Raw genomic sequence first — 25,810 nt, 5'->3', positions numbered from 1 at the left:
GTTTGAAATTAGTAGCGGAGGTGGAGGAGTTGCTGGATGAGAGGGATAAGGTCATAATTGAGATGCTGACCAAAGACGCCCGAACGCCTTTCACAGAGATAGCCAAGGTTCTCGGGATAAGCGAAACGGCCGTCAGGAAGCGCGTCAAGGCACTGGAGGAGGCTGGGGTTATAAAGCAGTACACAGTGGTCATAGACCCGTCAAAGCTCGGTTACAACCTCGTCAGCCTAACTGGGGTTGACACACTCCCTGAGAGGATATTCGAGGTTGCCAACAAGCTCAAGGAGTTCGACTTCGTGAGGAGGGTTTACCTGACCAGCGGGGACCACATGATAATGACCGAGGTGTGGGCCAAGAACGGGGAGGATCTCTCCGACATAATCTCCAACAAAATAGGGAAGATAGAGGGGGTAACCAAGGTCTGCCCCGCGATAATCCTCGAGAAGTTCAAGTGATCTCTGTTAGCTTTCCATCTTCCATCTTAAACGTCCTGTCGCAGAGGCCCCTGAGGAGCTCTGGGAAGTGCGTGACGACCAGGAAGGTTTTCTTCCCCTTCATTCTCCTCAGGAGCCCAAGGAGGGCCACCCTGGAGACGTAGTCGAGCGAGACCAGCGGTTCGTCCATCAGGATGATGTCCGGTTCCCCTAAGAGAGCCAGCAGGATCTCCGCTTTCTTTTTATTGCCGTGAGAAAGCTCTGAGAACCTCTTTTCAAGGTGCCCATCGAGCCCCAAGGTTTTGCAGAGCTCCAGGGCTTCCTCCATCCTGAAGCCTAAGAGGCTGGAAAAGAGCTCAAGGTTCTCGCGGAGGAGGAGGCGGGGGTGCATCGTGGGGGCCTGGAGGGCGACCCCTATCTTTCCCCTCACCTCTACCCTCCCAGAGTACTCTGTAAGGCCGGCTATCGCGTGGATCAGCGTGCTCTTCCCCGAGCCGTTGGGACCGTAGATGCAGACGAAGTCCCCGTCCTCTAACCTCAGGTTCACCCCTTTTATGACGGCCCTTCCGGAGTAGGCCTTCCAGAGGTTCTCTACGATCAGGGTGCCCATTCCTTCAGCCTCCCGGCGAGGAGTAGGTCGAGGAGAAAGAGTCCTATTGTCCACAGGGTTATCACGGCAAGGTAGTCCGAGAAGAGCGATGGGTGGACGCTGCGGTACATGAAGGCCCTCATCATAACGGTCGAGTAGTAAGTTGGAAGGAGGTGGGCGAGGTACTGGAGGGACTTCGGGAAGAAGCCGACTGGATAGAGCATTCCGGACATGAAAACTAGAAAGCCCGCGGTTACCTGGAGGTAGCCCTTGGAGTATCTCTCGAACCTGAAGGCGAGGACGAAGGCGAGGCCGAGCAGGGCCAAGTAGAGGGTGGTCATGAAGAGTACAAAAAGCGCCGCCAGTGTGAAGTTAGGTGAGTTCGGGGTGAGGCGGTACGAGAGGAACGCCAAGAGAGCCTGAAAGAACGCGAGTCCGATGGCCATGAGGAACCTGACCGAAAAGTTCGTCCAGATTGAGGAGACCATCTTGAGCCTCGGCAGGACGGGGGCGTCTTCTATCGTGTTGTCCGGAACCACTTCCATACCGATTATCATCGCCATGATGAGGAGCACGCCCGGGAAGAAGAACTCTGGAAGTGAGGCGTGGCGGTTAAGGGGCACGGACCTTATCCTGGCGCCACCGAACCTGATCTGCAGGATCTCCAAGAGGTTCTCCGAGATCGACGCCACCGGCGTCATGGAATCGTCGTAGTAAACGGTGTAGCTCCCGTGGGATAGGTCCGTGTAGTTCTGTATCTCAATTATGACGTAATAATTCTCCCTCTGGAGGCCGTCTATTGCCTCCTTCATTCCGGGAACGAGCGTCGGGCTGGAGAACGTCCTCGCGATGGAGAGTATCTCCTTGACCTCATCCTGGGACACGTTCCCCTTCAGAACTATCGCAACGGGTGTATCCTTAGGAATGGCGCTCTCGTATGAGGCGAAGACGAGGCCGAAGAAAATCGGGACGAAAATGAGGAGAAAAAGGACTGCCGGCCTCTTCAGGAGCAGTCTGATCTCCTTAATGAGGAGTGCCCGGGCCCTCTTGAACCGGGTCACTTACTCTCACCATTCCACTGTGCGGCGCTCCATTGCCCCTTTGAGACTCTCTAAGAGGTCCTCTGATAGCGTGAGCTTTATTGAGACGTACTGACCGTCCCTTGACACCTTAATCGACTTCATAAGCGTCGTAACGACCGATGAGATGTTGGCGTTCTGCATCCTCTTCACCCAGGAGCCCGCGAGCGTCAGGCTGGCGTTTATGTCGTTCTTTATCTCCTTGGCCGACGAGAGGTCCTTGGCATGCAGGAGGAACTCGATGCCGTAGCCGCTGCTCGTGAAGTCAATCTTAATGCCTATGTAGTCAACCGCCGAGGAGGCCGACACGAGGGAGCCTATCTTTGGGTTTTCTTCGGTGTTCTTGGAGACTGAGCCATAGAAGTAGGAGTAGTCAGCCACCACAACGACGTCCCCTCTACCGAGCTTTTTGCCGATGTCCGAGAACTTCTTCGCCCACTGGCCGTTTCCCTTGATCAGATCTATCATGTCCTCAACGATGGCTCTCCTCCCGACGATCACGTAGTCCTTGGTCAAGGCCAGGGCGGCCTTCGCCTCATCGCTGTAGTACATCTCGACCCCCTTGTAAGCCCCGCGCTTCAATGAGGTCTCGTTTTCCTTCTCTATCGCCTGCTCTATGCGCGAAACGTCAAACTTCCCCTCGGCGTAGAGCGCTGAGTTTTCCTCGTCGGATGATTCCATGACGAATATTGCCCTCTCCAGTGAGTTTATGTCTATGCCCGTTTTCTCCTTCAGGGTATTCACATCGTCTATGTACTCGTTGTAAAACCCTGCTTCCTTAAGGGCCCTTATGAAGGACTCCTCCGTTGTGACCTTGGGGTTGACGTTGACGGCTAAGACTGCATCCGATGGCACGAGCTCGAGCCAGTTCTTCTCGCCCGAGGAACCTCCCACACAGCCGCTGGAATAAGAGACTGCCACCACTGAGGATATCACCAATAGTACCAGAAGAACTGAGTAGCGTCCCTTCATGCTGGCCACCTCATTTCATGTACTACATCATGCTATTAAAACTTAACTCAAATCTCCATCTAAACCTCTTAACATCTCCATGCCAATCGAAGGAGACAAAGCTTTAAAAGCCGGCATGTAAGTTTAAACTGAAAATTTCTCGGGTGAAGAGGGATGATACTCCAGGTTGCCCTTGATCTTACCGACGTTGAAGAGGCCATGTCCATAGCTGAGAAGGCCGCCCGCGGCGGCGCCCACTGGCTTGAGGTCGGGACGCCCCTGATCAAGGAGGAGGGCATGCGCGCCGTCGAGCTCCTCAAGAGGCGCTTTCACGACAGAAAGATCGTGGCCGATCTGAAGACGATGGACACCGGCGCCCTTGAGGTGGAGATGGCCGCGAGGCACGGGGCGGACGTTGTTTCTATTCTCGGCGTTGCGGACAACAAGACGATACGGGACGCCGTTGATGTGGCCCGGAAGTACGGTATAAGGGTCATGGTGGATCTCATAGGTGTGGGGGACAAGGTTAAGCGGGCGAAGGAACTTGAGAAGATGGGCGTCCACTACATACTCGTCCACACGGGCATAGACGAGCAGGCCCAGGGTAAGAATCCCCTCGAAGACCTCGAAAAGGTTGTGAAGGCCGTTAACGTCCCGGTCGCTGTTGCAGGCGGCCTGAACCTCGAAACCATTCCAAAGGTCATAGAGCTCGGCGCGACTATAATCATCGTTGGCGGCGCGATAACCAAGTCGGAGGATCCTGAGGGGGTAACGAGGAAGATAATAGATCTCTTCTGGGACGACTACATGAAGACGATAAGGAAGGCCATGAAGGACATATCGGAGCACATCTTAAACGTCGCGGACATACTGAAACTCGAACAGGTTCGAGGCTTCGTCGATGCAATGATAGGGGCGAACAAGATATTCATCTACGGCGCCGGCAGGAGCGGCCTCGTCGGGAAGGCCTTCGCGATGCGTCTTATGCACCTCGACTTCAACGTTTACGTCGTGGGTGAGACCATAACGCCCGCCTTCGAGCCCGGTGACCTTCTCATAGCGATAAGCGGCTCCGGTGAGACGACGAGCATAGTCGACGCTGCGAAGATAGCCAAGAAGGAGGGCGGAAAGGTGGTCGCGCTCACCTCCTACCCCAATTCTCCCCTCGGAAGGCTCGCGGACATCACGGTTGAGATACCCGGAAGAACCAAGGCCAACGTCCCCACTGACTACATAGCGAGGCAGATGCTCACGAGATACCGCTGGATAGCCCCCATGGGCACCCTCTTCGAGGACTCGACGATGATCTTCCTTGACGGCGTCATAGCCCTCCTCATGGCAACCTTCCAGAAGACAGAGAAGGACATGAAGAAGAAGCACGCCACCCTTGAGTGAAAGGTTTATTAGGCTTCCCCTCCCCTTTTTTATGGATAGCATGCTGAAGTTCACCCACGTCTTTGTCGGAATCGGGGGCACCGGGGGGAGAGTCGTAGACGGCGTGACGTCCGATGCAATCAGGGTGAGGATTAACCCCGGCCTCTACCTGCTCAGGAGTGAGGAATACGGGGAGAGAATGAGAGAGCTCTTCTCAAACCTTCCCGCGAACTCGATAGTGTGGGTGGTCTTTGAGGACAAGCCGGTTAACGAGGAGATCGCGGAGCTGATAGTGAAGAGCGTTCCGGAGGGGAGCACCCCCCTGGCCTACGTTTTCACCCCCAAGAGGGAGCTGGTGGCCGAGGAGAAGCCGGCATGGGCCGAGGGCTTTGAGACAGTTTTCTACGATTCCCTGTGGGACTTTCTTGAGCTGGACGTCCCGATCCAGAGGGCCTACGGGCTCGCAGCCGAGAGTATTTCAAGGGCCTTCAGGTACCTCCACGACTCCCTTGAGGGCGAGATGCTCGTTAACGTGGACTACGCCGACTTCTTCGCAACGGTTAGGGGTGGCAACGTCGGCATACTCCGGCTCCTGAGGAGCATAGACTTCGAGTGGAACTGGGGGATCTGGGACAGGGGCATAGTGATAACCTTAATAAGCGGGGGGACGACCCTTAAGGAGGCCCACTCCGTACTCGGCAGGTTTCAGGAGCTCCTCAGGGAGAAGGACGTTATATGGGGTGTAGCCGAGGGCGCCGTTGAGGGGATGGAGGTACTCGCGCTGCTCGTTAAAGGTTGGGGGGTCAGAGGTGATAAGGGGACTGTACTTCGACATTGACCACACTCTCATGAGCGAGAGGCCTATGATGGCCCTCTTCCTTCCCCAAGTGTACGAGAAGCTGGCGAAGAAGCTGGGGGTCAGCAGGGATAAGGCGAGGGAGCTCTTCCTCAGGGAGATAGTGCTAAGGAGGGACAGCTACGAGTGGCACGACTGGAACTTCTTCTTCGGGCTCTTCGGCCTGGACATGAGGTACGAGAGGCTGATAGAGAGGTATCCCCACAGGATAACGGTTTTCCCCGATGTCGTACCCGCCCTCGAAGTCCTTAGGAAAAGGTACCTCCTCGGCATAATAACGAGCGGCCCGGAGTACCAGAGGCTGAAGCTAAAGGTGACGGGTCTCTTGAAATACTTCGACGTTATAGTGACGAGGGAGGATGCGAAAACCGTAAAACCCGATCCGAAGATCTTCCTGATGGCGCTGGAGATGGCGGGCCTCAAACCGAACGAGGCCGTGATGGTAGGGGACTCCCTCTGGCAGGATGTCTACGGGGCTAAGAACGTTGGAATGAAGGCAGTGTGGATCAACAGGAACGGCGAGAGGGACTTCCACATGGCTGACTTTACGGTTAGAAACCTTCATGAGCTGATAAAACTGTTGGGGGTGGGAACGTGAGGAAGATATTCGATACTAAGGGCGTTTTCTACACCTTCAACGAGAGCCGGGTGAAGATAAGGGAAAACGACGAACTCGTTCGCAGGGAAGAAAAGCCCACGGAGCTCTGGTGGAAGCTGAAGGAAGCTGTCAAGGGCAAAAAGGTCAGGGTAGTCGTCTACGAGGTGGAGGAATGATAGCCCACCTGATAAACACGGACGTCGGCGGCAGGGGAATCCTGAGGGTCTACCTTGACTACAGGAGAAGATGTTTCGATTTTTTAACCCGGGCAGCTTCTAAGTTCACTGAAAACCCCTCCAGGGTTCTCATAGTAACAGGCTTCCCTATACCTCCCGCTCAGGCTCCGGAGACAGACGGCCCATCCGGGGCGCTGGCGCTTGCCCTCGCGGTTGAGAAGCTCGGAGGGAGGGCCGATATACTCACCTACCCCGAGATCAGAGAGGCGCTCACAGAATTCTGGGACTCCTTCGTTGAGAGGCCGAGACTTTCCGGGTATTCCCTCGTCATAGCCATTGAAACGCCCGGGAGGAGTGCCGATGGAAGGCACTACTCGATGAGCGGACTGGAGGTAAAGAGAGAAGCTTTTGACGGGGTTGTTTTGGAGGCGAGGAGGCTTGGCATTCCTACGATAGGAATAGGCGACGGGGGCAACGAAGCCGGGATGGGGAAAATCAGGGAGCTCGTTGTTAAGCATATCCCCCACGGGGAGAAGATAGCGAGCGTAGTGGAAACAGACGAACTTATAACTTCAGCGGTCTCCAACTGGGGTGCCTACGGCTTAATAGCCGAGGCCTCCATGCTCACGGCCAAGAACCTGCTCGAGGACTTTGACGAGGTCGAAATCGTTGAGGCCTTAGCGGAGGCCGGGATAATAGACGGCGTCACGAAAAGGGCTGAGGTGAGCGTTGACGGCATTGGCATGGAGGTTCACAGGAAAATCGCGGGGCTCATCGGTAGCATTATTAAGCAAAAGATTAAAAGTGTTTAAAGCCCGAGCTCTTTTTTCGTTCTTTCTATCAATTCCTCAATCTCAGTTGCTGAGAGTTTCTTTGAAGTCTCAGCCAGGAGGAGGACGTCGGGGGTAACCTTTACCAGGAGGTAACCTCCTTTTTCCCCGAGTATTGTGTACTTTTTCGCTGGTTCCAGCTCGGATAGCGCTTTAAAAAGCTCGGGGGCCTTTGCTGATAGTTCTTCATATCCCTCGAAGTTCCCCATCACGGGTAGACCCTCGGAGGTTGCGTAGAGGTATTTTTTAAACCCATACCCCTTTACGAGTGCATCTTCAAAGCTTTTTATTTCCTCGGCAGTCCGGGTTTTTAAAAACTTCCTTATCCTTCTTAGTACCTCCATGTTGATGTACCTCCAGGAGTCCTTTGCAGTTCTCTTTGAGTTCTCTAATCATGTAATGCGAGCAACTGCATTTCTCCCTAAAAAGGTTTTTGATTCGTTCAATCTCTCCTTGGCATGCTTTTTTCAATGAGTAGGGAAACCAAACGTAGGGGATTCCCAAGTTTTTTAAGTGGTTTGTGAACCTGTTACCAGAGCACCTCGTCGGAACCAGAGGGGGTGTGGGAAGTATAATTACAAGCTCCGGCTTTTGGAACCTGAGAGCGTGGGAATCGAACGCGTTAATTACATCCCTCAGGCTCAGGGATTCAAAGGCGTTGCAATAGAGGACCCTACACTCGGACACGTTGCAGATCAGGAGGAACTTTAATGAGCGCCCGTCTTCACATGAGACCAGAGGGGATGCACCGAGGAAAAAGACTGGATAGTGGCTGTTGCAGATGAACTGGAATTCCTCGACAACTTTTATGAACTCCTGCTCCTTGTGCTCCCTGATGGTCTTCCACACCTTGTACCTTGAAATCGAATACCCCCTACATTTAAGGGTTCGCTGTATATCGTCTATTGTGTAGCCGGTGTTCCTCATCCTTATTATCTCTTCCCTGAGTTCCTCCGGCAGGTCTATTCTTTTTCTCCCCGGTCTTTTCAGCTCTGGGTTCTTTAGCACCTGCTGGATCCTCCTGGGAGAAACTCCGAAAGTCTCTGCTATCTCTCTGATTTTGAGGCCTTTCCTTCTCATTTCCATTATCTTATTTATATCTTCATCTTTGAGTTTCATATCCGTCCAGGTTTAGCCTCCCCTAATGTTTTTAAACTTTTTCACTTCCAATCCACGATCACGAAATAATATCCAAATAAGAGGGGATAAATTTTAAATCCCCTCACATGCCTATTGACATAGTGGAATTCCATCCCCGGGGATATTATCCAAAATATTGGATTGAAAAAAAAAAACATGGGGATGGTCCAATGACGGAGGCGAAGGTCGTGGAAAGAATGAATGAGAGGTCTGAGGAGATGGCTACAAAGGTCAACAACCTGATACTCTACGGGATCTACAGGGTTCTTGGTGCCGGCGCAAGGGGTCTTGGGAACTCCATAGGGGAGGAACTCCTCCATGCAATGATGGAGGAATACGGACTGAACTTTGAGGGAAGCAGTGACCCACAGGAGCTACTCAACCGCTTTACCGAGGTCATGGTAAACACTTTCGGGTTTGCCGAGAGGGGGGAGATAGACGTCAATGGGAATAAGGTTACACTAAAACTTGACAACCCCATGGACCTCTACGCCCTCCAATTGCTTGAAAAGAAGGGAATGAAACCAGTACTCTATCCAATGGCCAACGCTATTGCCGTTGCCATCAAAAAGTTTTCCGGCAAGAACGTCCTAATAAAGGGAATAAACGTTGATGAAAAACATGTTGAAGTTGAAATGATGATCTTGGGGTGATGTGGGATGTTTGAGAATGTGATTGCCGACATCCTACGGGTGGACGGTGTTAAAGGGGTTGCGGTCGTCAGCAAGGATGGCCTTCTGATTGAAGGACAGGCAAACGACAGGACGATTGACGTGGAGAACGTGGCAGCTATGGTGGCTACTATCTACGGTACCTCGCTTAACGTGTCCAAGGAAGTGTTTCATGAAGAGGCCATTGATATGATAACCCTCGAATCCCCAAAGGGCAAGATAATAACCGTTGAGGCCGGAGAAAGCGCTGTATTGGCGGTTCTCACTGATCCAAAAGTCAACCTCGGTCTCGTCAGGATATACCTTAAGAGGAACGCCCAGAAAGTTGCCTCAATGCTATGAGGGCTTCTTTAACTTTTTAAGGTGATATGAATGTTGCCTGGAAAGTATGTAGATGTCATAACGGGTTTCAAAGATCCCTTGGAGCTTACTGGGAAGGTTAGAGAGGGCTACCTTAAGGTAGCGTGGAGGAGTAATTCAAATATAAAAATCGGGTACATTCTGACCAAGAGGGGTGCAATCATTGGTTCAATAGTGGAGGACATAATTGAAAACACCACAATGGAGGGAAAGCCGGCGTTCCTTGAAATCACTGAGGCAGTAAAGCATGGACTGATAAAGGCCGTTGAAATTTACGAGGCGGATGTGGAGGGAATACTCAAGGTAAACCCCATGGTACGGGTGGGCTTTGGAGGGGACCGCCCAACGTCTGGGAGTGACCTTGAATCATTCCTATCCCTCCTGAAGACCTATAAGGGTGGTGTAAAGATCCAAGATGGGTCGAAGGCGTGGGCGGTATATGTAGATAAAGGGCTTGTGAAAGCCGCCAGAGCAATTAAAGGTTCCACCCATCACGGTGACGCTGCACTCAGGGAGATCTTCCATGAGATGGGTCATCTCCTCAGGGAAGGGAAATATGCTGTTAATGAGTCCCTCAATTTCTCTCGCGAAGATGCGGTTCAAAACAGCCGGATGTTTCTTGAAGGCCTCAAACTTCTTAAGGAAAAGAAGGAGGCTGAGAAAGACTTTTAATGCTCCTCCAAATTTTTAACTCGGTGAGGGCATGAGGCTCGAGGAGTTCATACCCGACGAGAGGAGCAGGGCGCTCATTGAGAAGACGAGGGAGTTTGCGAAGAGCTTTTTCGAGAGGGAGGGAACGCACGGTTTCTCCCACGTCGAGCGCGTCTTCAACCTCTGCCTCCACATAGGGAAGGAGGAAGGGGCCGACCTCGAAGTTCTCGCTTTAGCGGCGCTCCTCCACGACATAGCCAGGCCCCTTGAGGAGTCGGGCAAAGTTGAGGATCACGCCGTGGAAGGGGCCAGGATAGCGGTTCACTTCCTGAGGAGCCTCGGCTACCCGGAGGAGAAGGTAAAGGCCGTTGCTCATGCTATCGAGAGCCACCGCTTTTCGAGGGGGCCGGAGCCAGAGACCTTAGAGGCTAAGATACTGAGCGATGCGGACAAGCTCGACGCGATTGGAGCCATAGGAATCGCGAGGGTCTTCATGTACTCCGGGGAGCACGGGAGGGACATAGATGCTTCACTCAGGCACTTCGAGGGGAAGATACTGAAGCTGAGGGATCTCATGTACACCGAAACCGCCAGGAGGATCGCCGAGGGGAGGCACCGCTTTACCGTCGAGTTCATCGAGAGGATAGGGCGGGAGATCGAGGGTGAAATTTAGCCCCGCTTTTTCCCATAATAACGTTTTTAAATGCCTCCCTGAATTTAGGGTAGACCGCTCACTGTCATTCTGGAGGTGAGAGAATGAAAGCGCCGATCTGTGAGGTATGCTTAAAAAACGATGGGCTTCTGTGTCCCGCTGATGAAAAAAAGCTCCAGGAGGGTATAATCTCCGAGCTCGATGTTAAGGTCGCCCGCCTGCTCTACAGGCTCCTCGGTGACGTGGACATCGAGTTTAAGAAGGCCGTTGAAGCCGGCGACCTCATCGTTTTGATAGTCGGGCGGGGTGATGTCCCCACCGTCATCGGAAAGGGCGGGAAGAACATCAAGGCCCTCGTCAAAGAACTGGGGAAGCGCGTGAGGGTCATTGAGGGCTTCGACACGTGGAGCCCGGGAGAACTCAAGAAGCTCGCCGCTGACCTGTTCTACCCTGCGAGCATCTTCGGGATAAACGTGGTCTACCGGCCTGGCGGCGAGAAAGCGTACAAGGTTCTGGTTCCTTTCAGGGAGAGGAAAAAGCTCCCAGAAAAACCGGAGCTCTTAGAGAACGTGCTGTCCCAGATACTTGGGAGGGAGGTCAAGATAGCCTTTGTTTGACCTCCTTTTTGGGCTAACTTTAAAAGCACGGTGTACGGCTTTTCTCGGGGGTTGGCAATGCTGAGGACGCACTACTCAAGTGAGATAACCGAGGAGTTAAACGGAAAGAATGTTAAGGTCGCGGGCTGGGTGTGGGAGATCAAAGACCTCGGCGGAATAAAGTTCCTCTGGATCAGGGACAGGGAGGGCATCGTTCAGGTAACCGCGCCCAAGAGGAAGGTGGCTCCTGAGGTATTCAAGCTCATCCCCAAGCTGAGGAGCGAGGACGTTGTGGCTGTCGAGGGGGTCGTCAACTTCACGCCCAAGGCCAAGCTCGGTTTTGAAATAATCCCAGAGAGGCTTGAAATCCTCAGCAGGGCGGAAAGCCCGCTCCCCCTCGATCCCACGGGCAAGGTGAAAGCGGAGCTCGACACTCGCTTGGACAACCGCTTCATGGATCTCAGGAGGCCCGAGGTCATGGCGATGTTCAAGATCCGCTCGAACGTCTTCAAAGCAGTCAGGGACTTCTTTCACGGTGAGGGCTTCATTGAGATCCACACGCCGAAGATCATAGCAACAGCCACGGAAGGGGGAACCGAGCTCTTCCCGATGAAGTACTTCGAGAAGGACGCCTTCTTAGCCCAGAGCCCTCAGCTTTACAAGCAGATGATGATGGCGAGCGGTCTGGACAGGGTCTACGAGATAGCTCCGATTTTCAGAGCTGAGGAGCACAACACGACCCGGCATTTAAATGAGGCCTGGAGCATCGACGCCGAGATGGCCTTCATCGAGAACGAGGAGGAGGTAATGAACCTCCTTGAGAGGCTTGTTGCCTATACGATCAGTTACGTCCGCGAGCACAACGAGAGGGAACTGAAAGTCCTCAACTTCGAGCTTGAGGAGCCTAAACTGCCCTTCCCGCGCGTTACCTACAGCAAAGCCCTTGAGATTCTGGCAGACCTCGGCAAAACTGTGGAGTGGGGCGATGACGTAGACACCGAGGGTGAGAAACTCCTCGGAAGGTACATGCTTGAGAACGAGAACGCGCCGCTCTACTTCATCTACCAGTACCCGAGCGAGGCGAAGCCCTTCTACATAATGAAATACGACGGCAAACCCGAGATCTGCCGTGCCTTCGACCTCGAATACCGCGGCGTTGAGATAACCTCCGGTGGTCAGAGGGAGCACCGCGTTGACATCCTTGTAGAGCAGATAAGGGAGAAGGGACTGAATCCAGCCAACTTCGAGTTCTACCTCAGGGCCTTCCGCTACGGCATGCCGCCGCACGGGGGCTTCGGCCTCGGGGCTGAGAGGCTGATAAAGCAGATGCTCGACCTGGCGAACATCCGAGAGGTCATACTGTTCCCGAGGGACAGGAGGCGGCTCACCCCATGACCGCAACCCCTTTATATTCCCTCTCCAACATTTAAAAAGAGCTACCGGAGGTCTGAGATATGAGAAGGTTGATCGCCCTCATTCTGTTGGGACTCATTCTCCCCTGGCTCCCCGCGAGTGCTGGAGCTCCCCAGCTTAAAGCCTCCATGACACCCGTGGAGCTCGGCCTCGGGGACAGCATAGAGCTTGCCAACTACACCATCCAGTTCTATGACGTCAGCACTAACTGGAGCCTGGTTACCGTTAAGGTCTCCTATCCCGGCGGAAGTCAGCTCTTCTTCCTTCGGGAGGGGGAGACTGGCTACTTCCCGTCGCGGAGCGCTGAGGTATTCGAAATCAGGGTTCTCAAAATAGACAGGGAGTATGGGACGGTCACACTGGGGCTGAGCTCGCCCCTGAGAAAGGTCAGGAGCTCCCTCCAGATGACCCCCAACGAGACAGTCGTCCTCAACTCGAACGTTGTCATAAAGCTCTTCCAGGCCTGGCAGAACGGGGCCAGGTTCGGTGTGAGGCTTCCGCCCCTGAGCGGCTTTCTCAACTTCACCCTCGTCAACAAGAGAGGGAGGGGCTTCACCTACTACCTCGGGAACGGTGTTAACTACACCAACTACCTCTACGTAAGCCTCCTCTCCGCCTCGCCGGGGGTCGCGACGGTCGACCTCTTCATGCCCAAGCTCGCGGCAAACAACCTCACCATCCGGCAGATACCGGCCGGCAACGGTTCCATACCTTTCAGGGAGAAGGTGATCCCCTACGCCACCGTTTACACGGGCTACCTCTTCCTCAACGAGAGTCTGTCGATCGGGACTCCGAACGGAACGGTTGAGGTTATGGTGGGGAAGATAACAGGAAACGAAGCTTACTTCAAGGTTTTCCTCCCAAACGGTACGCTGAAAATCGTTAAGACATTTCTCAGAGGCTCCCCCGTTCCTGTGGGCCCTGTCATGTTGGGCCTAAATGACGTTGACCGGGCCCATGGCAGGGTTCTCGTTGAGGCCTACGCGCCCCTCGGCTCCACAGCGGTTCCACCGAAGAGGAGCGCCAACGTCTCCGTCAGCGTCAGCGTCGTACCAGCCGAGGTTCTCCTGGGGCAGACGGTTGCGGTCTACATCAACGTCGAAAACCTGGGCCCGGGGGACGCCAACGACCTCGTTGTCACGGCCCCCGTTCCAAGCGGCTTCACCCTCGTGGGAAAGGAGAGGGGGTGGTCAGTTGGAGACCTGCCCGCCTACTCGAGGGTTCCGGCCATCGTCTACATCCTAAAGCCCACTTCCCCCGGCAGGTACGTCATCCCGAGCGTCACGGTAACCTACTACAACGAGACCGGGGACAAAGTCACCGTGAGATCCGAGCCTGTTAGATGGGTGAGGGTTTATTCCTCTCCCGAGATAGAGGTTAAGACCGGGCTCTCGAACTCCACCTTCGGCGTTTTTTCAAGCTACGCTCATACCGTCGAGAACGGGAGCGCTTACCTGTACTTCAACGTGAGCGCCGTTGGGAGCAACTCCAACTACACCTTCGCAAAGGACGCCGCCATATACCTGAGCTACCCGAGCGGCGTCGCGGGACCGGGTATAGTTGGATTAGGGGATCTGAGGGCGGGTCAGAGAGTTGAGAAGGTTATCCGGATCAGGACGTTCCTTGAGGGCAGGTTCCCGATAAAGGCGTCCCTCCTCTACGCCGATCCCCTCGGCAACAGGCACGAGCTCGACCTCGGCGTCGTCGGAGTACTCGATACCGTTCCCCCAAAGGTCATCGTGAGGAGGGAGACGATCAAAGTTTATCCGCCGGCCACTCAGCTCCCGTCCTACGTAAACCGCACGCTGAAGAATTCAAGCGAGCCCGGGGAGCTCGCCAAGTCCATCTACGCCGTCCTTAAACCGTACCTTCCCAAGGGGCCCCAGTACTGGAAGATAAGCGCCCTGATCCTCGCGATCATCGCTGCGATCTTGGCCTACCTCGCCTACGGCTACTACAGCGAGGTTCAGACCTTCAGGAGATTCCTCCTCAGGAAGCGCAAGAGCAGGCCCGGAGGGCTCCCGAAGAAGTGGAAGAGGGACGAACTCGAAGTCCTCCTCAGGGAGCTCCGCCTCGAACTCGTCCGGGAAACCCTACCGAGGGAAAGTGAGAAGAAGATCGAAAGGGGCTGAGCTCCCTTTAACATCTTTCGCGGGTGTTGGGTCATGCCCTTCATGTTCAAGCAGGTCATGGTCTCGCGAAGGGACTTAAAGCTCAGCAGGGGTAAGTTCGCCGTTCAGGTTGCGCACGGTGCCGTTACGGCTGCGATAAAGGCCCAGAGGGAAAAGCCAGAGTGGTTTAGGGCCTGGTTCAACGAGGGGCAGAAAAAGGTCGTCGTTAAGGCGGAAAACCTTGAGGAACTCCTTCAGCTCAAGGAGAAGGCTGAAAAGCTCGGCCTCCCGACGGCCCTGATAAGGGACGCTGGACTGACGGAGATTCCTCCGGGAACCATTACGGTTCTGGCCATAGGGCCCGGCCCTGAGGAGGTCGTGGACAGGGTTACCGGCCATTTAAAGCTGGTGTGAGGGGGAAGCCTTTTTAATCGGTTTGCCGTTTTTCGTTTTCGGTGGGAGTGTGAGACTGAAGAGGCTCGTAGTTAAGAACTTCAAGAGCCTTAGAAACTGTGAGGTCGAGCTTGGTAAGTTCAACGTTCTCGTTGGTCCAAACGCCTCCGGTAAAACCAGCCTCATTGAGGTCTTCAAACTTCTGAGGAAGATATACGTTGAAAACGATATCAACCCCTTCCTCGAGTGGTGGGGCTACAACAACGTGGTGTGGGGTGGAAAAGAGGAGCTTCCCATAACCGTCGGAATGCTCTTCGATGTTAATGAATACGATGTTTATTTTGAGACGACCTTTACAGGGACGGGCGGGAGCTTCAGGATTCTGAGGGAGGTTCTGGAGGTTAAGGGGTACCTAAAGCTTATCAAGACCGGTTCTAACCTGTTAACCGAGTATTCCCCCAGCTTTTACAGGGTTATAACTGAGACTCCTTCTGTGTTGCTGAAAGAGGTCCACTCGGGAGTTATGCCAAAAATGGAACTTGAAGCACCGAAGGATAAATCTTTGTTCCAACTTCTAATTCCGGAAAATCCCGAAGAATCATTTCTTCAAATGGTTGCAAGCGTGGTATCTGGAATAATGCCCATCAGCGGTACCAAATTTAGACACAATGAAAAAGAGGGGTACATAGTCTCCCCTTCCTTAAACAAGCATCCCCTTGTTTTAGTGTTTCTCAGGGAATTTCTTAACTTTGTGGATTGCCTCGTATTAAAAGGTGCAAACCTAAGGGAGGCAAGAACTCCAAAATTCCCCCGCAAAGAAACAATCCTCTCGGAGGACGCCTCCAACCTTATCCCCCTCCTCTACAACATCTGGCTCCGTGAGGGAAGACTGCCCGATGAAATCGCAAAGCCCCTCTCCATAGCCTTTCCCAACACCAGGGTTTTCTTCCAGCTGACAGAGGATGGCCGAGTCATGATGAAGGTTTTTGAAGGAAACCTTGAGCTTGCCCCTCCAAGCATCTCAGACGGCTTCTACAAGACCCTAACTCTGCTTACCGCCGCTTACCTCAAGCCTCCCCTCCTGATGATAGACGAGATAGAGAACTCCCTCCACCCGGAGACCCTGGAGTTAATTCTGGATGTTCTCCGCGGGAGTGAGAGTCAGGTTATGATAACAACGCACTCCCCGGTAGTTGTTGATATGACTGAACCCTCTGACCTGATATTGGCGGATAAAGTTGGGGGAGAAAGCAGGTTTGTGAGGATCAAAGACCCCGAGAAAATCAAGAGATTCCTTAATGAAAAGGGCATCACGCTGAGTGAGGGCTGGCTCTACGGCTCGCTACTTTATAGTGATGAACAGTGATGGCTATGAATCGAGAGATCGTTATAATAACCGAAGACACATACGGGGGGGAGTTCTTTAAGAGGCTCCTGAATAGGCTAAGAAATGAGGAGCTGGCAGATATCAGGTTGAAAAAGCTTTCAGGAAGGAGAAATCCTATTCACGCCCCCTATCTCTGTAATCCGAAGCTGGGAAAAATCCTCCGTGCATCTGAGCTTTCCAAGCCGGATTTTATTGTATACGATGGAGATAGCCCATCAAACTACAAATCCCGAAGAAGAGACGTGGAAAAACACATCCCGCGCAACATCAAAACACCCGTCAAAATGCTCCTCTTTGAGCATGAAATTGAGGAGTGGATATGCAGGAGCTTAGTCTACAACTGGGCCATCAAACCCTCCGACGAGCTGAAACGACGCGAAGGATACGCCAAACATAAGTTGCCTGACTATGTGAGCAAACTTGATTTTAAGAAGCTGAGAAATAACTGTAAATCATTTCAGGAATTCCTGAAACTCGTGGGTGATTAAAATGGACTACCGCGAGTTCTTTTCCCGCTTTAGGCATCTGGGCAAAAGCCCCGGAATAGGCGGGAGGATAAAGGCCTTTCCCGAGGACTTCGTCGTCATCGAGGAGCCCCTGCCCCAGATATTCGAGGGAAAAAGATACGCCATATTCCTCCTCAAGAAGAGGAACTGGGACACGATGGCGGTAATCAGGGAGATAGCCAAGAGGGCAGGGATAAGTCAGGGGGAGATGGGCTTCGCGGGAACCAAGGATAAGAGGGCGATAACTTATCAGTATATAAGCGCGCCTGCCCGGGCAAAAGAGAAAGTTGAGGAAGTTAAAATAAGGGACGCCGAGCTCAGCTTCGTCTCCTACGGGAGGTTCATCAAGCTCGGCCATCTCCTCGGCAACCGCTTTAAAATAATCGTGAGGGAAGTTGGCGAAGACGCTTTTGAGAGGACAAAGGCCATAACAAGGGAGCTCCGCGAAAAAGGGGGTTTCCCCAACTACTTCGGCTACCAGCGTTTTGGGGAGAGGCGCGTCGTTAATCATCTCGTTGGAAAGCTCCTCCTAAGGGGTTGATTTCACGATGCTGCGAGGCTCTTTCTCGGGGAGGCTGATGGGAAGATGGAGGGGGATGAAGCAAGGAGACGCTTCTCTGAGACGGGAGACGTTGAACTGGCCCTCCACGAGTTCCCCGGCTTTCTTAGATACGAGAGGACGATGCTACAGGTGTACAAGAGAACCGGAAGCTGGAAGAGGGCTTTCTTAGCACTCCCAATGCCAATACTCAGGATTTTCATCCACTCCTACCAGAGCTACCTCTTTAACCTCTACCTGTCGAGGCGCATTGAGGAGGGTTTACCCATCAACGAAGCCCTCGTTGGCGACATAGTTGTTCAGGTAAAGGGAGGCCTCCCCTACCGCGACAGAACATACCGCGTAACGGAGACAAACGTTGGCTTCGTAAACGAGAAGATAAGGAAAAGCCAGGCCATGGTCTCGGGCCCGCTTTTCGGCTTCGCGATGAGGAGGGCCAGGGGTATTCCCGGAAGGCTTGAGAAGGAAATCCTTGAAGGGGAGAAAATTTCGCTGGAGGCCTTTAAAAGACTTCCAAAGCCGATGGCAGAACCCGGTGGCAGAAGAGAGCTCCTTATAAAGCCAATTGGCCTCACCTACTGCTACATTCCGGGAACGGGCATGTGCTTCCGCTTCTTCCTGCCGAAGGGCGTCTACGCCACGAGCCTGCTGAGGGAGATAATGAAGGACCACTGACTCAGCCTATCGAAATCCTTTTAAATACTCAGCCGGACTCGGCCTTGCAACGGATGAACGATGAGGTTTCGGAGGGATGAAAGATGGCGAAGCCGAGCTACGTGAAGTTCGAGGTTCCGGAGGAGCTTGCCGAGAAGGCTCTCGAAGCTGTTGAGATCGCCCGCGACACCGGGAGGATAAGGAAGGGAACCAACGAGACGACCAAGGCCGTAGAGAGGGGTCAGGCCAAGCTCGTTGTCATAGCCGAGGACGTTGATCCCGAGGAGATAGTTGCCCACCTTCCCCCGCTCTGCGAGGAGAAGGAGATACCGTACATATACGTTCCGAGCAAGAAGGAGCTCGGCGCTGCGGCCGGGCTTGAGGTTCCGGCTGCGAGTGTTGCTATAATAGAGCCAGGCAAGGGCCGCGAGCTCGTCGAGGATATAGCTATGAAGGTCAGGGAGCTCATGAAGTGAGCTCCCGTTTCCCATCGCGAAAGGTTTAAAGCTCATCTCTGCGAGGGGGCTTTTCAGGGGTGTGTAGGATATGAGCGACGAAGGATACCCGGCGGAGGTTATCGAGATCATCGCAAGGGCCGGGGTAACCGGTGGGGTTACCCAGGTTAAGGTCAGAATACTTGAGGGACGGGATAAGGGCCGCGTCATCAGGAGAAACGTCAAGGGGCCCGTTAGGGTTAACGACATCGTCATCCTCAGGGAGACGGAGAGGGAAGCGAGAGAGATAAGGAGGCGGAGGTAATGGCCCGCTGGAACGTCTGCTCCTACTGCGGTAGGGAGTTCGAGCCGGGAACCGGGAAGATGTACGTGAGGAACGATGGGAGGGTCCTCTTCTTCTGCTCGGGCAAGTGCGAGAAGCTCTACTTTATGGGGCGCAATCCCAGAAAGCTCAAGTGGACCAGGGCGTTCCAGGAGGCCAGGCTCCAGAGGGCCAAGAAGAGGAAGTGATTCTTTTTTTCTTTAGTAATTTTGGTTCAATGTGCATTTTCGTCATCCCTTAATTTCGGCAGGTCGAAACACTTAAATACTATGGATCATCTAAATGGTTATGATGATCTTGTTAGGGGGGGTTAGATGCGTCAGAGGGTGGTATGGTTCGTACTTGGGGTCTTGATCGGGAGTCTTTTTGTCGTTTCGGCGTATCCAAACGATAAGGGCGTTCAGTATGGAATGCTCGCAGTGCAGGAAATAGCAGGGGAGAACTACACCGCCTACATCTTCTATTCGAAGAGCGGCCTGCCGATCGACAGGGGCGAGCTTGTTAAAAAGATAGACACATTGCTCAACGCAACGGCTCCAAACGCCAAATGGCAGGCCTACGCTATTCCAGACCTGCCAAAGGACGTTGTCCTCATTGGATACGGAATAAAGGTAGCCCCTGATGGGCGTACAGAGAGCTATATCCTCGCAGCAAGAAAGAACTTCCTTCCCCAGAAGAACTCCAAAACTGAACTCTTAAAGTGGGCTGAGAAGAAACCCATCTTTGCTTCCAAAATCCCCATCGGGACATACGGGCCGCCAAAAGGGTGGGAGGTTAAAATATCAAGCAGCAACGGTGAGGAAAGGGTGCTGAGCGGGCAGGTAAGTCCATACTGGTACGACATCGGGCCGGCGGAGATGAAACTCAACTATCCCCCGTACGGAAACATAAATATGAAGTTCCACCTCTACGCCCTCATACACGACGGCGACCCCCAGCATGTTAGCTTCCTCCTCGCCCCAGGTAAGAATGGAGACGGATGGTACAAAATTGAGCCAGGATACGAAATAAAAAACATACTGGGAAACAACAACTACGGGGATTACATAACGGATACGGCGAAGATAATCCACGACTGGAACCTCGATCCAGCCTTTGAGCCAGAGATAGAAACGGCAGAGCCCCTTGAGATCTTAGGTGGCCATAGGGATATTACAATAAGCATAGGGTATCCACCTTCACTGTCCTTCACCGTAACGATCCCGGACTCGTACATGTTTCCCGCGGAGGATAGTTCGACTCAGAAAGCCGGATGGCTTTTAGAGTTCAACACTTACTCAGGAGACGCAATGTATGCATTCTATACCAATGTTTATTCAACGGCCAAAGTGAAGCAGTCTGCACTGCTCGATGGACACTGGCATAAGATAGTTAAAGTGAACTTTGAGGCCGTTTTCATAAAGCAGGATGATTATGAGCATACCCACGAGGCCATAATGACTTTAACGTGGAACCTGAAAGTGGGGTAGGCGGGTGACTCCACCTCCCTACTGATTTTCTTCAACGGGCAACGTCTATTCTTCCCCCTGAGGGCTTCGACTAACTGCCTTCATGCAGGGGGCACATCTACGAAGGCATGGCCGCTGGGGAAGCCTAACACCCCAAGCGCAGGGCCAAGCTCAGGGAGGTACCCACTTCGCGGGCCTGCGTTGGCGCTGGCGGTCTTTGGGAGGTGGTGATGTTGGTTTCGGCTGGTAGAATTCCTTTAACATTCTCCATTATAACTTCTTCCAATGTCAATTTTTTTACATTGGAAAAACGAAAGTCTTATAAGGAAGGAGCGAGAAGGTTTACTGCACCGCTCTTAGGGAGGTAGACGAATGAAGAAAGTCTTGGCACTGCTCGGAATGTTTTTTTAGTAGGAGCAGCAGCGACAGCGCCAGCCGTTAGTGCCCTTAGTGCAAGCTTGGTTGACAAGCCAGAATGTGTTGGTTTCATAAATTGGTATAACGCTTCGGGCAGTATATCCAGGGATATGGATACGATACGCGGTGGCTACCTACAGGATGTGCGCGTTTACCTACCATGGGATGACCACGTGGTTGCAAGCGATGAGATACTAACCCACAATTTGGTCTTTCACTTGGACAACGGGGAAGATCTCTCCTACGTGGGTGCCGTTGGAGCAACTGACTACAACAGGGGTACCTATACCCAGATTAGCATGCCTACTGTCCAAGGATGGGAACGCTACTCGGTCTCTTTCCCGGAAGATGGCTACAGCAAGCGCGTTGTTTATGCAGGCCCTATGGACGGGACTTTAACTTCAACGATTCGGGTTACGGTCTCTGCAACCGACGAAGCCTCTGCAAAGGTTAAAGCGGAGGCGAAGGTCAAAGCTGGGCTGGAGCTGTTGGGTTCAGGCGTTGAGAACTCCATTTCCCTATCAGCTGAGGTTGTTAAGCGTATCAGCGAGACAGAGGAGTTCGTGGTTGATGTAAGTTTCACACAGCGGCAGTACCGTCTCGAAATCGAGTACAGCGGATACCTAACCCACACCCTGAACGAGAACTGTCAGTTTTTCTGCCCTACCTCGGGTAACTTCAATGAGCTCCCTTTGGACACGTATACAAAGGTGGAGACCAAGCCTTTCGACCTGAGCGCCGTCTTCATCTTCTGGAGCTTCCCAAGCGGGGTGGACTATGACAGCCTCGGACTTGGTAATTTACCCGTAGTCTATGAGGAGGTGAATGAATGAGAAAGCTTCCCCTTCTTCTTTCAATTTTTCTGTTAGCCGCCCTCATCCCCGCAGTCGGGGCTTCACCCGGTTACCTTCATAATCCGATCTATATCTGGCCGATGAATGAGAACTTCTCGATGATTCCTCTTAGGGCCCCTAACTGCTACCCACTCTATTTTGGTCTTTCCCCTGTTGAGATCGACAACGGAACCTATGCCGTGATCTCTGGGATAGCGTACACCGGCTGTCCAAACGTTTCAAGCCCAATGGTCGAGATTCTTGGAGTGCATTCTTTCAACATGACCTTCAACGGCGTAAACAGAGCCTTCAGGAGCATAAAGGTCGCCTACTACACCCCGAAGCCCTACAGAATAGCCCTCGACCTTAAAACTACCAACGTGACCGTAACCTACAGGCCCTACAACTCAACCTACGAGCTCGTCCTCGTCGATCTCTCAAACATCACCCTCGGGCTGGAGTCCTCGGTTCTGCTCAAGACTTCTGATCCCGGGGTCGTCGGCTGGCCGAGGGAGCTTCATCTGAGGTTCATAGTCAACAAGGCCACCGGTGAGGGCTACCTCCTGGAAAACGGCGAGAAAAAATATCTCGGGCTCTTCCCCCTCCTACCGGCGCCCTACCTTTCACCAGAAAGGTACGTTGAGAGCATCTTGAAAAGGACGCGGGAGTTCATCTCAACAGTGGAGGCCAACCCCTGGCTCGTCGAGGGGATCCTGAACAAGGTTAAGGTTAATGAGAACTCCACCGAGGTCAGCAAGTACCTCCAGGCGTTCGCCCTCAACGCCACGGTTCAGATAATGAGCTCTGGCGGAAGCTACCTGGGCAATCCTGCGAGGATTGGGCATGACTACATAGGTGTGAACTCAAACAACACCACCGTTGTCCTGGATTTTATGTCCTGGGTGGAGAGGCCCTACAACGTCGCCACCTTTACAGGTGGCCCCATGAGGGTTAATCGGAGCGAGGCTAAAAATGCCCTCCTTGCCTACCTGGAAAGGGGAAACCCAAAACCCCTGAAAGACCTTGTCCTCAAGAACGCCTTGAGGATAACCAGTGATCCATACCTCTTATACGGGCTTGGAGGCGGGTTTGGAATAGTTGACTTCCACACGCCTCCGACCACTGGGGGGATTTTAACTCTGCCTCTTCCGTCAGGCTTCAACGGGTCGTACATCCTTATAATGCCGTTTAAGAAAGGTTCGGAGCCCTTCCTGCACGTCAACTACGATCCTTCCCTCTACACCCCGGAAAACTTTACAAAAAGCTGGAAGGTGCTCAGCCAGTGCATCCCCTACCTCCGCTCTGGGATTCTCTCTGAAATCCTCAACCTCCTGAGCAACGCTTCGACCATGAAGAAGTTCAACGCCTCTTCCTTTGAGGCCCTCTATCCCTTCGTTGAGGGCAAATTGAGGCAGTGCGGCTTCAATGTGACGGGGGTTAACGCTTCGTCTCCAACGAGTTCGAGCGCGAACATCTCAAGGAGTGCGTCAAGTCAGAGTGCAAGCATGGGGGAATCCAGAACGAAAGGCAGAAACCACAGAATATGCGGCCCGGCGATGCTGGTGGGGTTGAGCTTAATTGCCGCGGTCTTTGGGAGGTGGTGATGCTGGTTTCGGCTGGTAGAATTCCTTTAACATTCTCCATTATAACTTCTTCCAATGTCAATTTTTTTACATTGGAAAAACGAAAGTCTTATAAGGAAGGAGTTAGAAGATCTACTGCACCGCTCTTAGGGAGATGTCCAAATGAAGAAAGTCTTAGCACTGCTCGGAATGTTTGTGTTGGCGGGGGCAGTAGTGCCAGGTGTCTACGCGGAGGGAGACTTAGGTGATGGATCTCATACCGCCGTGCAGATACTTGACGATGTCCACTACTTAAATGGGCTAACTTGGTCAGATACCTACAATGACCCGATAAGTGGCTACGTCAACACAACAGCTGGCGGTACTGTACATCACGTGTATTTCAGAACCTACTGGGATGACCTTGCAACAGCTGACCTTATAGTTCTAAAGCATGCAAAAGCACTGACTACAAACACAGGCGATAGAAGGGAGTTCATCAAGTCAATAGGCTCCGCGTTCTTCGGAAAGGGAAGTTATCATGCTTTCTCTGATGTGACAGGTTCTGGCTTTGAGAAGTACTGGGTATCTGCCGATAGAATGGTTGGATACGGAAGTTCTACTGGAACAGTTATCCAAAAGGAACTGACCATGACAGTTTATGCTGAATCGGAGATTGAGGCCGAGCAAAAGGTTTCAGCGGGATTTGAAGAGCTTGGCATTGGAGCGGAGGTTTCCATATCTAGTAAGCAGAAAGTTGGAACTAAATTTGAGTACACCGTCAAGGTTATTGCACCCCTTTATCTGCACGACTACGATACTGAGTTCACGGGGAAGCTAAACATGTACTACTATGTTGAATCTAGTAGCAACCCCATGCCACTCTCTTTTAAACAATCCCCAAACTTGAAGGAGAACCTGTTGGGTTCATATGTTGAATACCGGGAAAAAGAGTTCGACTTTAAAAAGGATTTTCAGTTTTACAGCTACCAGCAGGTGGATATGTATAGCCAAGGAATCGAAGGCGAGCTAACAAGCTGAGATGAGGGGTGCCGCCAGTGTCAAAGGAGAATCTAAAGCGGAAAACTGCATTTCTCCTTCTTTTTTTCCTGGTTTTGAGCATTATTCCCTTCCAGTATGCGGCGGGAGACATAAAAGTCGGCGGTGAAAAGGGGGAGACTTTGCATTTGCAACCGGTTCCGATCCCGGTGTGGGCCTTGGGCTCTGATTTTAGGGTTCTCACTCCCAACCCCTCCTGCGTCCCCGCCCTTGGGCTGGAGGACAGGCTCGTGGCATTTTACGTGAACTCTACCACCAGTCTCAGGGTGGAGGTTTCCCTTTACCTATCATGTCCCAACGTCTCGGGGCCCGAGATTCGGCTTCCTCCGAACGTCTCACCCGAAGTTGAGGGGTTTACGAGGTATATCAAAGTGAAGCCCCCTGAAATCACCCATCTTTCCAAGGGCTACACCAAGGTAGTTGTCCCCGTGGATGTGTTCACAACCCTCCCGTACCCGTTTCCTCTGGAGCTCAGGTCGAGAAACCTCAGTGTTTACTACTCTGTCTACAACTCCACATACCTCTTAGTGCGGGTGGTGTTCTCGAACCTGACGGTCTCACCTGAGATGAAGTGGACCCTGGGCTACTCCGAACCCTCACATTATGGACTGCCGGATGAGATCAGGCTGAGCTACCTGGTCAACAGGTATACGGGGGGCGCCTATCTCCTGGACAACGGGACCAAAAGGTACATCGGAACCCTGCCGCTGTACCTTCCAGAGTTCAACGTTGAATACTACCTCAGAGGAATTCAGAAACGCACGGACGAACTGGTGAAGACCATAGAATCGAACCCCTGGATAGTTGAGGACATAATAAACAAGGCGAAGCTGATGAATTCCACATACGAGCGAAACGAACTCCTATCAGGGGCGGCCCTCAACTTCACGAGGAAGATCTTCGAAAACGGGCACCTGTACCTTGGTATCCCCTTTAATCTGACGGTCGGTGAAAACCTCTACACCATCAGTCCCTATGTTGAGTTTCACAGGATTCTTCCCCTGCCTCAGGTTAACGACGATTTCGGCTTCTCCGAGAGGGATAAAAACCTGACAAAGAGCGCTGTTGAGGAATATCTGAGACTAAACAAAACAGAAAAGCTCATGAAGTTGCTGGGGAATGCTATAAAAGTTAGGAGGTTTGTTACCCCATCTCTAAGCACAAACACGTTTGTATCAGTCTCTCTCCCGCTCCAGCCAGGTGATATGCTCCCCCTTCCGCTGCCGGCGAACTACAGAAAAGAGCTCAATGCCACCTACATCTACACCTACATACCGCACAATGCCAAGGGATACCTCCACGTTGAGTACGACTCCAGGGTATTCGACCCGAACAGGACCGTGGAGGAATGGAGAACCGCCGTTTCCTTTATAACCCTGCTGAGGAACGAGGTCGCGGCGGATATCTCAAGCTTCCTCCGCTCGTCCATGGCCTCGGGAAGATTAAACTACACGGCCCTTAGCAGGCTTCAATCGAGGGTCTCCTCGGAGGTCATCTCATATCTCAAAAACCTATCCCCCACCTCAGCGGAATCCACAAGTTCAACGGCCTCCGCCCCTGCTGGAACTGCGCCCCAGCAGAAAGAACCGTTGAGAAAGACACCCAGCGCCCCCAATGAAACGTCAAAGCCCGAGAAGAACAGCTCGATCTGTGGCCCGGCGATGCTGGTGGGGTTGAGCTTAATTGCCGCGGTCTTTGGGAGGCGGTGATGTTGGTTTCTGCTGGTAGAATTCC

29 protein-coding genes and 1 pseudogene are annotated in these 25,810 nt (G+C 52.8%); 25 read left to right on the top strand and 5 right to left on the bottom strand.

Annotated elements, in window-relative coordinates; translation table 11 throughout:
* Positions 1-29 precede the first annotated feature (29 nt).
* Entirely contained in the window at positions 30-455 is a 426-nt protein-coding gene (gene lrpA, locus MVB78_RS09290) for an HTH-type transcriptional regulator LrpA (RefSeq protein WP_297490623.1), read from the top strand.
* On the opposite strand, the gene MVB78_RS09285 is transcribed toward lrpA, so the two are convergent.
* From MVB78_RS09285 to MVB78_RS09275, 3 genes are read right to left on the bottom strand one after another with little or no spacing between them, the layout of a single operon-like run.
* The gene (locus MVB78_RS09285; protein WP_297490598.1) at positions 448-1,044 is read right to left on the bottom strand and encodes an ATP-binding cassette domain-containing protein; all 597 of its coding nucleotides are present in this window, start codon (positions 1,042-1,044) and stop codon (positions 448-450) included. The genes lrpA and MVB78_RS09285 overlap by 8 nt on opposite strands.
* Positions 1,032-2,084 carry an ABC transporter permease gene (locus tag MVB78_RS09280; RefSeq protein WP_297490596.1) on the bottom strand — a complete coding sequence of 351 codons (1,053 nt, stop codon included), beginning with the start codon at positions 2,082-2,084 and terminating at the stop codon, positions 1,032-1,034. The genes MVB78_RS09285 and MVB78_RS09280 overlap by 13 nt, the downstream gene beginning before the upstream one ends.
* Before the next feature lie 6 nt (positions 2,085-2,090).
* On the bottom strand, positions 2,091-3,074 hold the full coding sequence (locus tag MVB78_RS09275; RefSeq protein ID WP_297490594.1) for a hypothetical protein: 984 nt from the start codon (positions 3,072-3,074) through the stop codon (positions 2,091-2,093).
* A gap of 153 nt (positions 3,075-3,227) precedes the next feature.
* On the opposite strand from MVB78_RS09275, the gene hxlAB reads away from it, so the two are divergent.
* From hxlAB to MVB78_RS09250, 5 genes are read left to right on the top strand one after another with little or no spacing between them, the layout of a single operon-like run.
* Positions 3,228-4,448: a bifunctional 3-hexulose-6-phosphate synthase/6-phospho-3-hexuloisomerase gene (gene hxlAB, locus MVB78_RS09270; RefSeq protein ID WP_297490591.1), complete on the top strand. Its 1,221-nt coding sequence runs from the start codon at positions 3,228-3,230 to the stop codon at positions 4,446-4,448.
* Positions 4,449-4,479: 31 nt separating this feature from the next.
* The gene (locus MVB78_RS09265; protein WP_367271008.1) at positions 4,480-5,265 is read left to right on the top strand and encodes a hypothetical protein; all 786 of its coding nucleotides are present in this window, start codon (positions 4,480-4,482) and stop codon (positions 5,263-5,265) included.
* On the top strand, positions 5,240-5,881 hold the full coding sequence (locus tag MVB78_RS09260; protein ID WP_297490620.1) for a TIGR02253 family HAD-type hydrolase: 642 nt from the start codon (positions 5,240-5,242) through the stop codon (positions 5,879-5,881). The genes MVB78_RS09265 and MVB78_RS09260 overlap by 26 nt, the downstream gene beginning before the upstream one ends.
* Positions 5,878-6,057: a hypothetical protein gene (locus MVB78_RS09255; RefSeq protein ID WP_297490589.1), complete on the top strand. Its 180-nt coding sequence runs from the start codon at positions 5,878-5,880 to the stop codon at positions 6,055-6,057. The genes MVB78_RS09260 and MVB78_RS09255 overlap by 4 nt, the downstream gene beginning before the upstream one ends.
* On the top strand, positions 6,054-6,869 hold the full coding sequence (locus MVB78_RS09250) for a DUF4392 domain-containing protein (protein WP_297490587.1): 816 nt from the start codon (positions 6,054-6,056) through the stop codon (positions 6,867-6,869). The genes MVB78_RS09255 and MVB78_RS09250 overlap by 4 nt, the downstream gene beginning before the upstream one ends.
* On the opposite strand, the gene MVB78_RS09245 is transcribed toward MVB78_RS09250, so the two are convergent.
* Together MVB78_RS09245 and MVB78_RS09240 are read right to left on the bottom strand one after the other, a co-directional pair.
* Positions 6,866-7,231, bottom strand: coding sequence for a hypothetical protein (locus MVB78_RS09245; protein WP_297490585.1), 366 nt, complete (start codon positions 7,229-7,231; stop codon positions 6,866-6,868). The two genes, MVB78_RS09250 and MVB78_RS09245, sit on opposite strands and share 4 nt — an antisense overlap.
* A complete protein-coding gene (locus tag MVB78_RS09240; RefSeq protein WP_297490582.1) occupies positions 7,164-8,006 on the bottom strand; it encodes a hypothetical protein in 843 nt (280 codons plus the stop codon). The genes MVB78_RS09245 and MVB78_RS09240 overlap by 68 nt, the downstream gene beginning before the upstream one ends.
* 107 nt (positions 8,007-8,113) lie before the next feature.
* On the opposite strand from MVB78_RS09240, the gene MVB78_RS09235 reads away from it, so the two are divergent.
* From MVB78_RS09235 to MVB78_RS09145, 19 genes and pseudogenes are all read left to right on the top strand, one after another.
* Entirely contained in the window at positions 8,114-8,680 is a 567-nt protein-coding gene (locus MVB78_RS09235) for a hypothetical protein (protein ID WP_297490580.1), read from the top strand.
* A gap of 6 nt (positions 8,681-8,686) precedes the next feature.
* Positions 8,687-9,040: a roadblock/LC7 domain-containing protein gene (locus MVB78_RS09230; protein WP_297490578.1), complete on the top strand. Its 354-nt coding sequence runs from the start codon at positions 8,687-8,689 to the stop codon at positions 9,038-9,040.
* Positions 9,041-9,070: 30 nt separating this feature from the next.
* On the top strand, positions 9,071-9,730 hold the full coding sequence (locus tag MVB78_RS09225) for a DUF2226 domain-containing protein (protein ID WP_297490576.1): 660 nt from the start codon (positions 9,071-9,073) through the stop codon (positions 9,728-9,730).
* Positions 9,731-9,761: 31 nt separating this feature from the next.
* The gene (locus MVB78_RS09220) at positions 9,762-10,382 is read left to right on the top strand and encodes an HD domain-containing protein (RefSeq protein WP_297490574.1); all 621 of its coding nucleotides are present in this window, start codon (positions 9,762-9,764) and stop codon (positions 10,380-10,382) included.
* An 83-nt stretch (positions 10,383-10,465) separates the two neighbouring features.
* Entirely contained in the window at positions 10,466-10,978 is a 513-nt protein-coding gene (locus MVB78_RS09215) for a KH domain-containing protein (RefSeq protein WP_297490572.1), read from the top strand.
* A gap of 57 nt (positions 10,979-11,035) precedes the next feature.
* A complete protein-coding gene (gene aspS, locus MVB78_RS09210) occupies positions 11,036-12,352 on the top strand; it encodes an aspartate--tRNA(Asn) ligase (RefSeq protein ID WP_297490618.1) in 1,317 nt (438 codons plus the stop codon).
* Between the two features lie 59 nt (positions 12,353-12,411).
* Positions 12,412-14,502 carry a BatD family protein gene (locus MVB78_RS09205; protein ID WP_297490570.1) on the top strand — a complete coding sequence of 697 codons (2,091 nt, stop codon included), beginning with the start codon at positions 12,412-12,414 and terminating at the stop codon, positions 14,500-14,502.
* A gap of 33 nt (positions 14,503-14,535) precedes the next feature.
* A complete protein-coding gene (gene pth2, locus MVB78_RS09200; RefSeq protein WP_297490568.1) occupies positions 14,536-14,895 on the top strand; it encodes a peptidyl-tRNA hydrolase Pth2 in 360 nt (119 codons plus the stop codon).
* Between the two features lie 49 nt (positions 14,896-14,944).
* A complete protein-coding gene (locus tag MVB78_RS09195) occupies positions 14,945-16,240 on the top strand; it encodes an AAA family ATPase (protein ID WP_297490566.1) in 1,296 nt (431 codons plus the stop codon).
* Entirely contained in the window at positions 16,240-16,749 is a 510-nt protein-coding gene (locus MVB78_RS09190) for a hypothetical protein (protein WP_297490564.1), read from the top strand. The genes MVB78_RS09195 and MVB78_RS09190 overlap by 1 nt, the downstream gene beginning before the upstream one ends.
* Position 16,750: 1 nt before the next feature.
* Positions 16,751-18,001: pseudogene (truD, locus tag MVB78_RS09185) on the top strand (tRNA pseudouridine(13) synthase TruD).
* Positions 18,002-18,084: 83 nt separating this feature from the next.
* Complete coding sequence (gene rpl7ae, locus MVB78_RS09180; RefSeq protein ID WP_297490562.1) at positions 18,085-18,456, top strand: 50S ribosomal protein L7Ae; 372 nt, start codon at positions 18,085-18,087, stop codon at positions 18,454-18,456.
* 70 nt (positions 18,457-18,526) lie between these two features.
* Positions 18,527-18,739: a 30S ribosomal protein S28e gene (locus MVB78_RS09175; protein WP_297490560.1), complete on the top strand. Its 213-nt coding sequence runs from the start codon at positions 18,527-18,529 to the stop codon at positions 18,737-18,739.
* Positions 18,739-18,945, top strand: coding sequence for a 50S ribosomal protein L24e (locus tag MVB78_RS09170; protein ID WP_297490558.1), 207 nt, complete (start codon positions 18,739-18,741; stop codon positions 18,943-18,945). The genes MVB78_RS09175 and MVB78_RS09170 overlap by 1 nt, the downstream gene beginning before the upstream one ends.
* A 126-nt stretch (positions 18,946-19,071) precedes the next feature.
* Entirely contained in the window at positions 19,072-20,226 is a 1,155-nt protein-coding gene (locus MVB78_RS09165) for a hypothetical protein (RefSeq protein ID WP_297490556.1), read from the top strand.
* Positions 20,227-20,663: 437 nt separating this feature from the next.
* A complete protein-coding gene (locus tag MVB78_RS09160) occupies positions 20,664-21,455 on the top strand; it encodes a hypothetical protein (protein ID WP_297490553.1) in 792 nt (263 codons plus the stop codon).
* Positions 21,452-23,059, top strand: a complete 1,608-nt coding sequence (locus MVB78_RS09155) for a CGP-CTERM sorting domain-containing protein (protein ID WP_297490552.1) — start codon at positions 21,452-21,454, stop codon at positions 23,057-23,059. Before MVB78_RS09160 ends, MVB78_RS09155 begins: the two co-directional genes overlap by 4 nt.
* A gap of 141 nt (positions 23,060-23,200) precedes the next feature.
* Positions 23,201-24,058 carry a hypothetical protein gene (locus tag MVB78_RS09150; protein ID WP_297490551.1) on the top strand — a complete coding sequence of 286 codons (858 nt, stop codon included), beginning with the start codon at positions 23,201-23,203 and terminating at the stop codon, positions 24,056-24,058.
* Between the two features lie 176 nt (positions 24,059-24,234).
* Complete coding sequence (locus tag MVB78_RS09145) at positions 24,235-25,785, top strand: CGP-CTERM sorting domain-containing protein (protein ID WP_297490550.1); 1,551 nt, start codon at positions 24,235-24,237, stop codon at positions 25,783-25,785.
* Positions 25,786-25,810: the final 25 nt, after the last annotated feature.

This window comes from Thermococcus sp., from assembly GCF_026991495.1.
GTDB lineage: Archaea > Methanobacteriota_B > Thermococci > Thermococcales > Thermococcaceae > Thermococcus.
The sequence above is the reverse complement of the archived record's forward strand: the minus strand, read 5'-3'. Positions and strand labels throughout refer to the sequence as shown.

What these genes read in the sequence shown, in the direction of transcription:
- MVB78_RS09235 (WP_297490580.1), top strand. Translation starts at nt 8,114, where the DNA reads ATGCCTATTGACATAGTGGAATTCCATCCCCGGGGATATTATCCAAAA.
- MVB78_RS09215 (WP_297490572.1), top strand. Translation starts at nt 10,466, where the DNA reads ATGAAAGCGCCGATCTGTGAGGTATGCTTAAAAAACGATGGGCTTCTG.
- MVB78_RS09205 (WP_297490570.1), top strand. Translation starts at nt 12,412, where the DNA reads ATGAGAAGGTTGATCGCCCTCATTCTGTTGGGACTCATTCTCCCCTGG.
- MVB78_RS09245 (WP_297490585.1), bottom strand. Translation starts at nt 7,231, where the DNA reads ATGGAGGTACTAAGAAGGATAAGGAAGTTTTTAAAAACCCGGACTGCC.
- MVB78_RS09250 (WP_297490587.1), top strand. Translation starts at nt 6,054, where the DNA reads ATGATAGCCCACCTGATAAACACGGACGTCGGCGGCAGGGGAATCCTG.
- MVB78_RS09225 (WP_297490576.1), top strand. Translation starts at nt 9,071, where the DNA reads ATGTTGCCTGGAAAGTATGTAGATGTCATAACGGGTTTCAAAGATCCC.
- MVB78_RS09155 (WP_297490552.1), top strand. Translation starts at nt 21,452, where the DNA reads ATGAGAAAGCTTCCCCTTCTTCTTTCAATTTTTCTGTTAGCCGCCCTC.
- MVB78_RS09230 (WP_297490578.1), top strand. Translation starts at nt 8,687, where the DNA reads ATGTTTGAGAATGTGATTGCCGACATCCTACGGGTGGACGGTGTTAAA.
- MVB78_RS09150 (WP_297490551.1), top strand. Translation starts at nt 23,201, where the DNA reads ATGAAGAAAGTCTTAGCACTGCTCGGAATGTTTGTGTTGGCGGGGGCA.
- MVB78_RS09275 (WP_297490594.1), bottom strand. Translation starts at nt 3,074, where the DNA reads ATGAAGGGACGCTACTCAGTTCTTCTGGTACTATTGGTGATATCCTCA.
- MVB78_RS09265 (WP_367271008.1), top strand. Translation starts at nt 4,480, where the DNA reads ATGGATAGCATGCTGAAGTTCACCCACGTCTTTGTCGGAATCGGGGGC.
- MVB78_RS09190 (WP_297490564.1), top strand. Translation starts at nt 16,240, where the DNA reads ATGGCTATGAATCGAGAGATCGTTATAATAACCGAAGACACATACGGG.
- MVB78_RS09220 (WP_297490574.1), top strand. Translation starts at nt 9,762, where the DNA reads ATGAGGCTCGAGGAGTTCATACCCGACGAGAGGAGCAGGGCGCTCATT.
- MVB78_RS09170 (WP_297490558.1), top strand. Translation starts at nt 18,739, where the DNA reads ATGGCCCGCTGGAACGTCTGCTCCTACTGCGGTAGGGAGTTCGAGCCG.
- MVB78_RS09285 (WP_297490598.1), bottom strand. Translation starts at nt 1,044, where the DNA reads ATGGGCACCCTGATCGTAGAGAACCTCTGGAAGGCCTACTCCGGAAGG.
- aspS (WP_297490618.1), top strand. Translation starts at nt 11,036, where the DNA reads ATGCTGAGGACGCACTACTCAAGTGAGATAACCGAGGAGTTAAACGGA.
- MVB78_RS09175 (WP_297490560.1), top strand. Translation starts at nt 18,527, where the DNA reads ATGAGCGACGAAGGATACCCGGCGGAGGTTATCGAGATCATCGCAAGG.
- pth2 (WP_297490568.1), top strand. Translation starts at nt 14,536, where the DNA reads ATGCCCTTCATGTTCAAGCAGGTCATGGTCTCGCGAAGGGACTTAAAG.
- MVB78_RS09240 (WP_297490582.1), bottom strand. Translation starts at nt 8,006, where the DNA reads ATGAAACTCAAAGATGAAGATATAAATAAGATAATGGAAATGAGAAGG.
- MVB78_RS09165 (WP_297490556.1), top strand. Translation starts at nt 19,072, where the DNA reads ATGCGTCAGAGGGTGGTATGGTTCGTACTTGGGGTCTTGATCGGGAGT.
- hxlAB (WP_297490591.1), top strand. Translation starts at nt 3,228, where the DNA reads ATGATACTCCAGGTTGCCCTTGATCTTACCGACGTTGAAGAGGCCATG.
- rpl7ae (WP_297490562.1), top strand. Translation starts at nt 18,085, where the DNA reads ATGGCGAAGCCGAGCTACGTGAAGTTCGAGGTTCCGGAGGAGCTTGCC.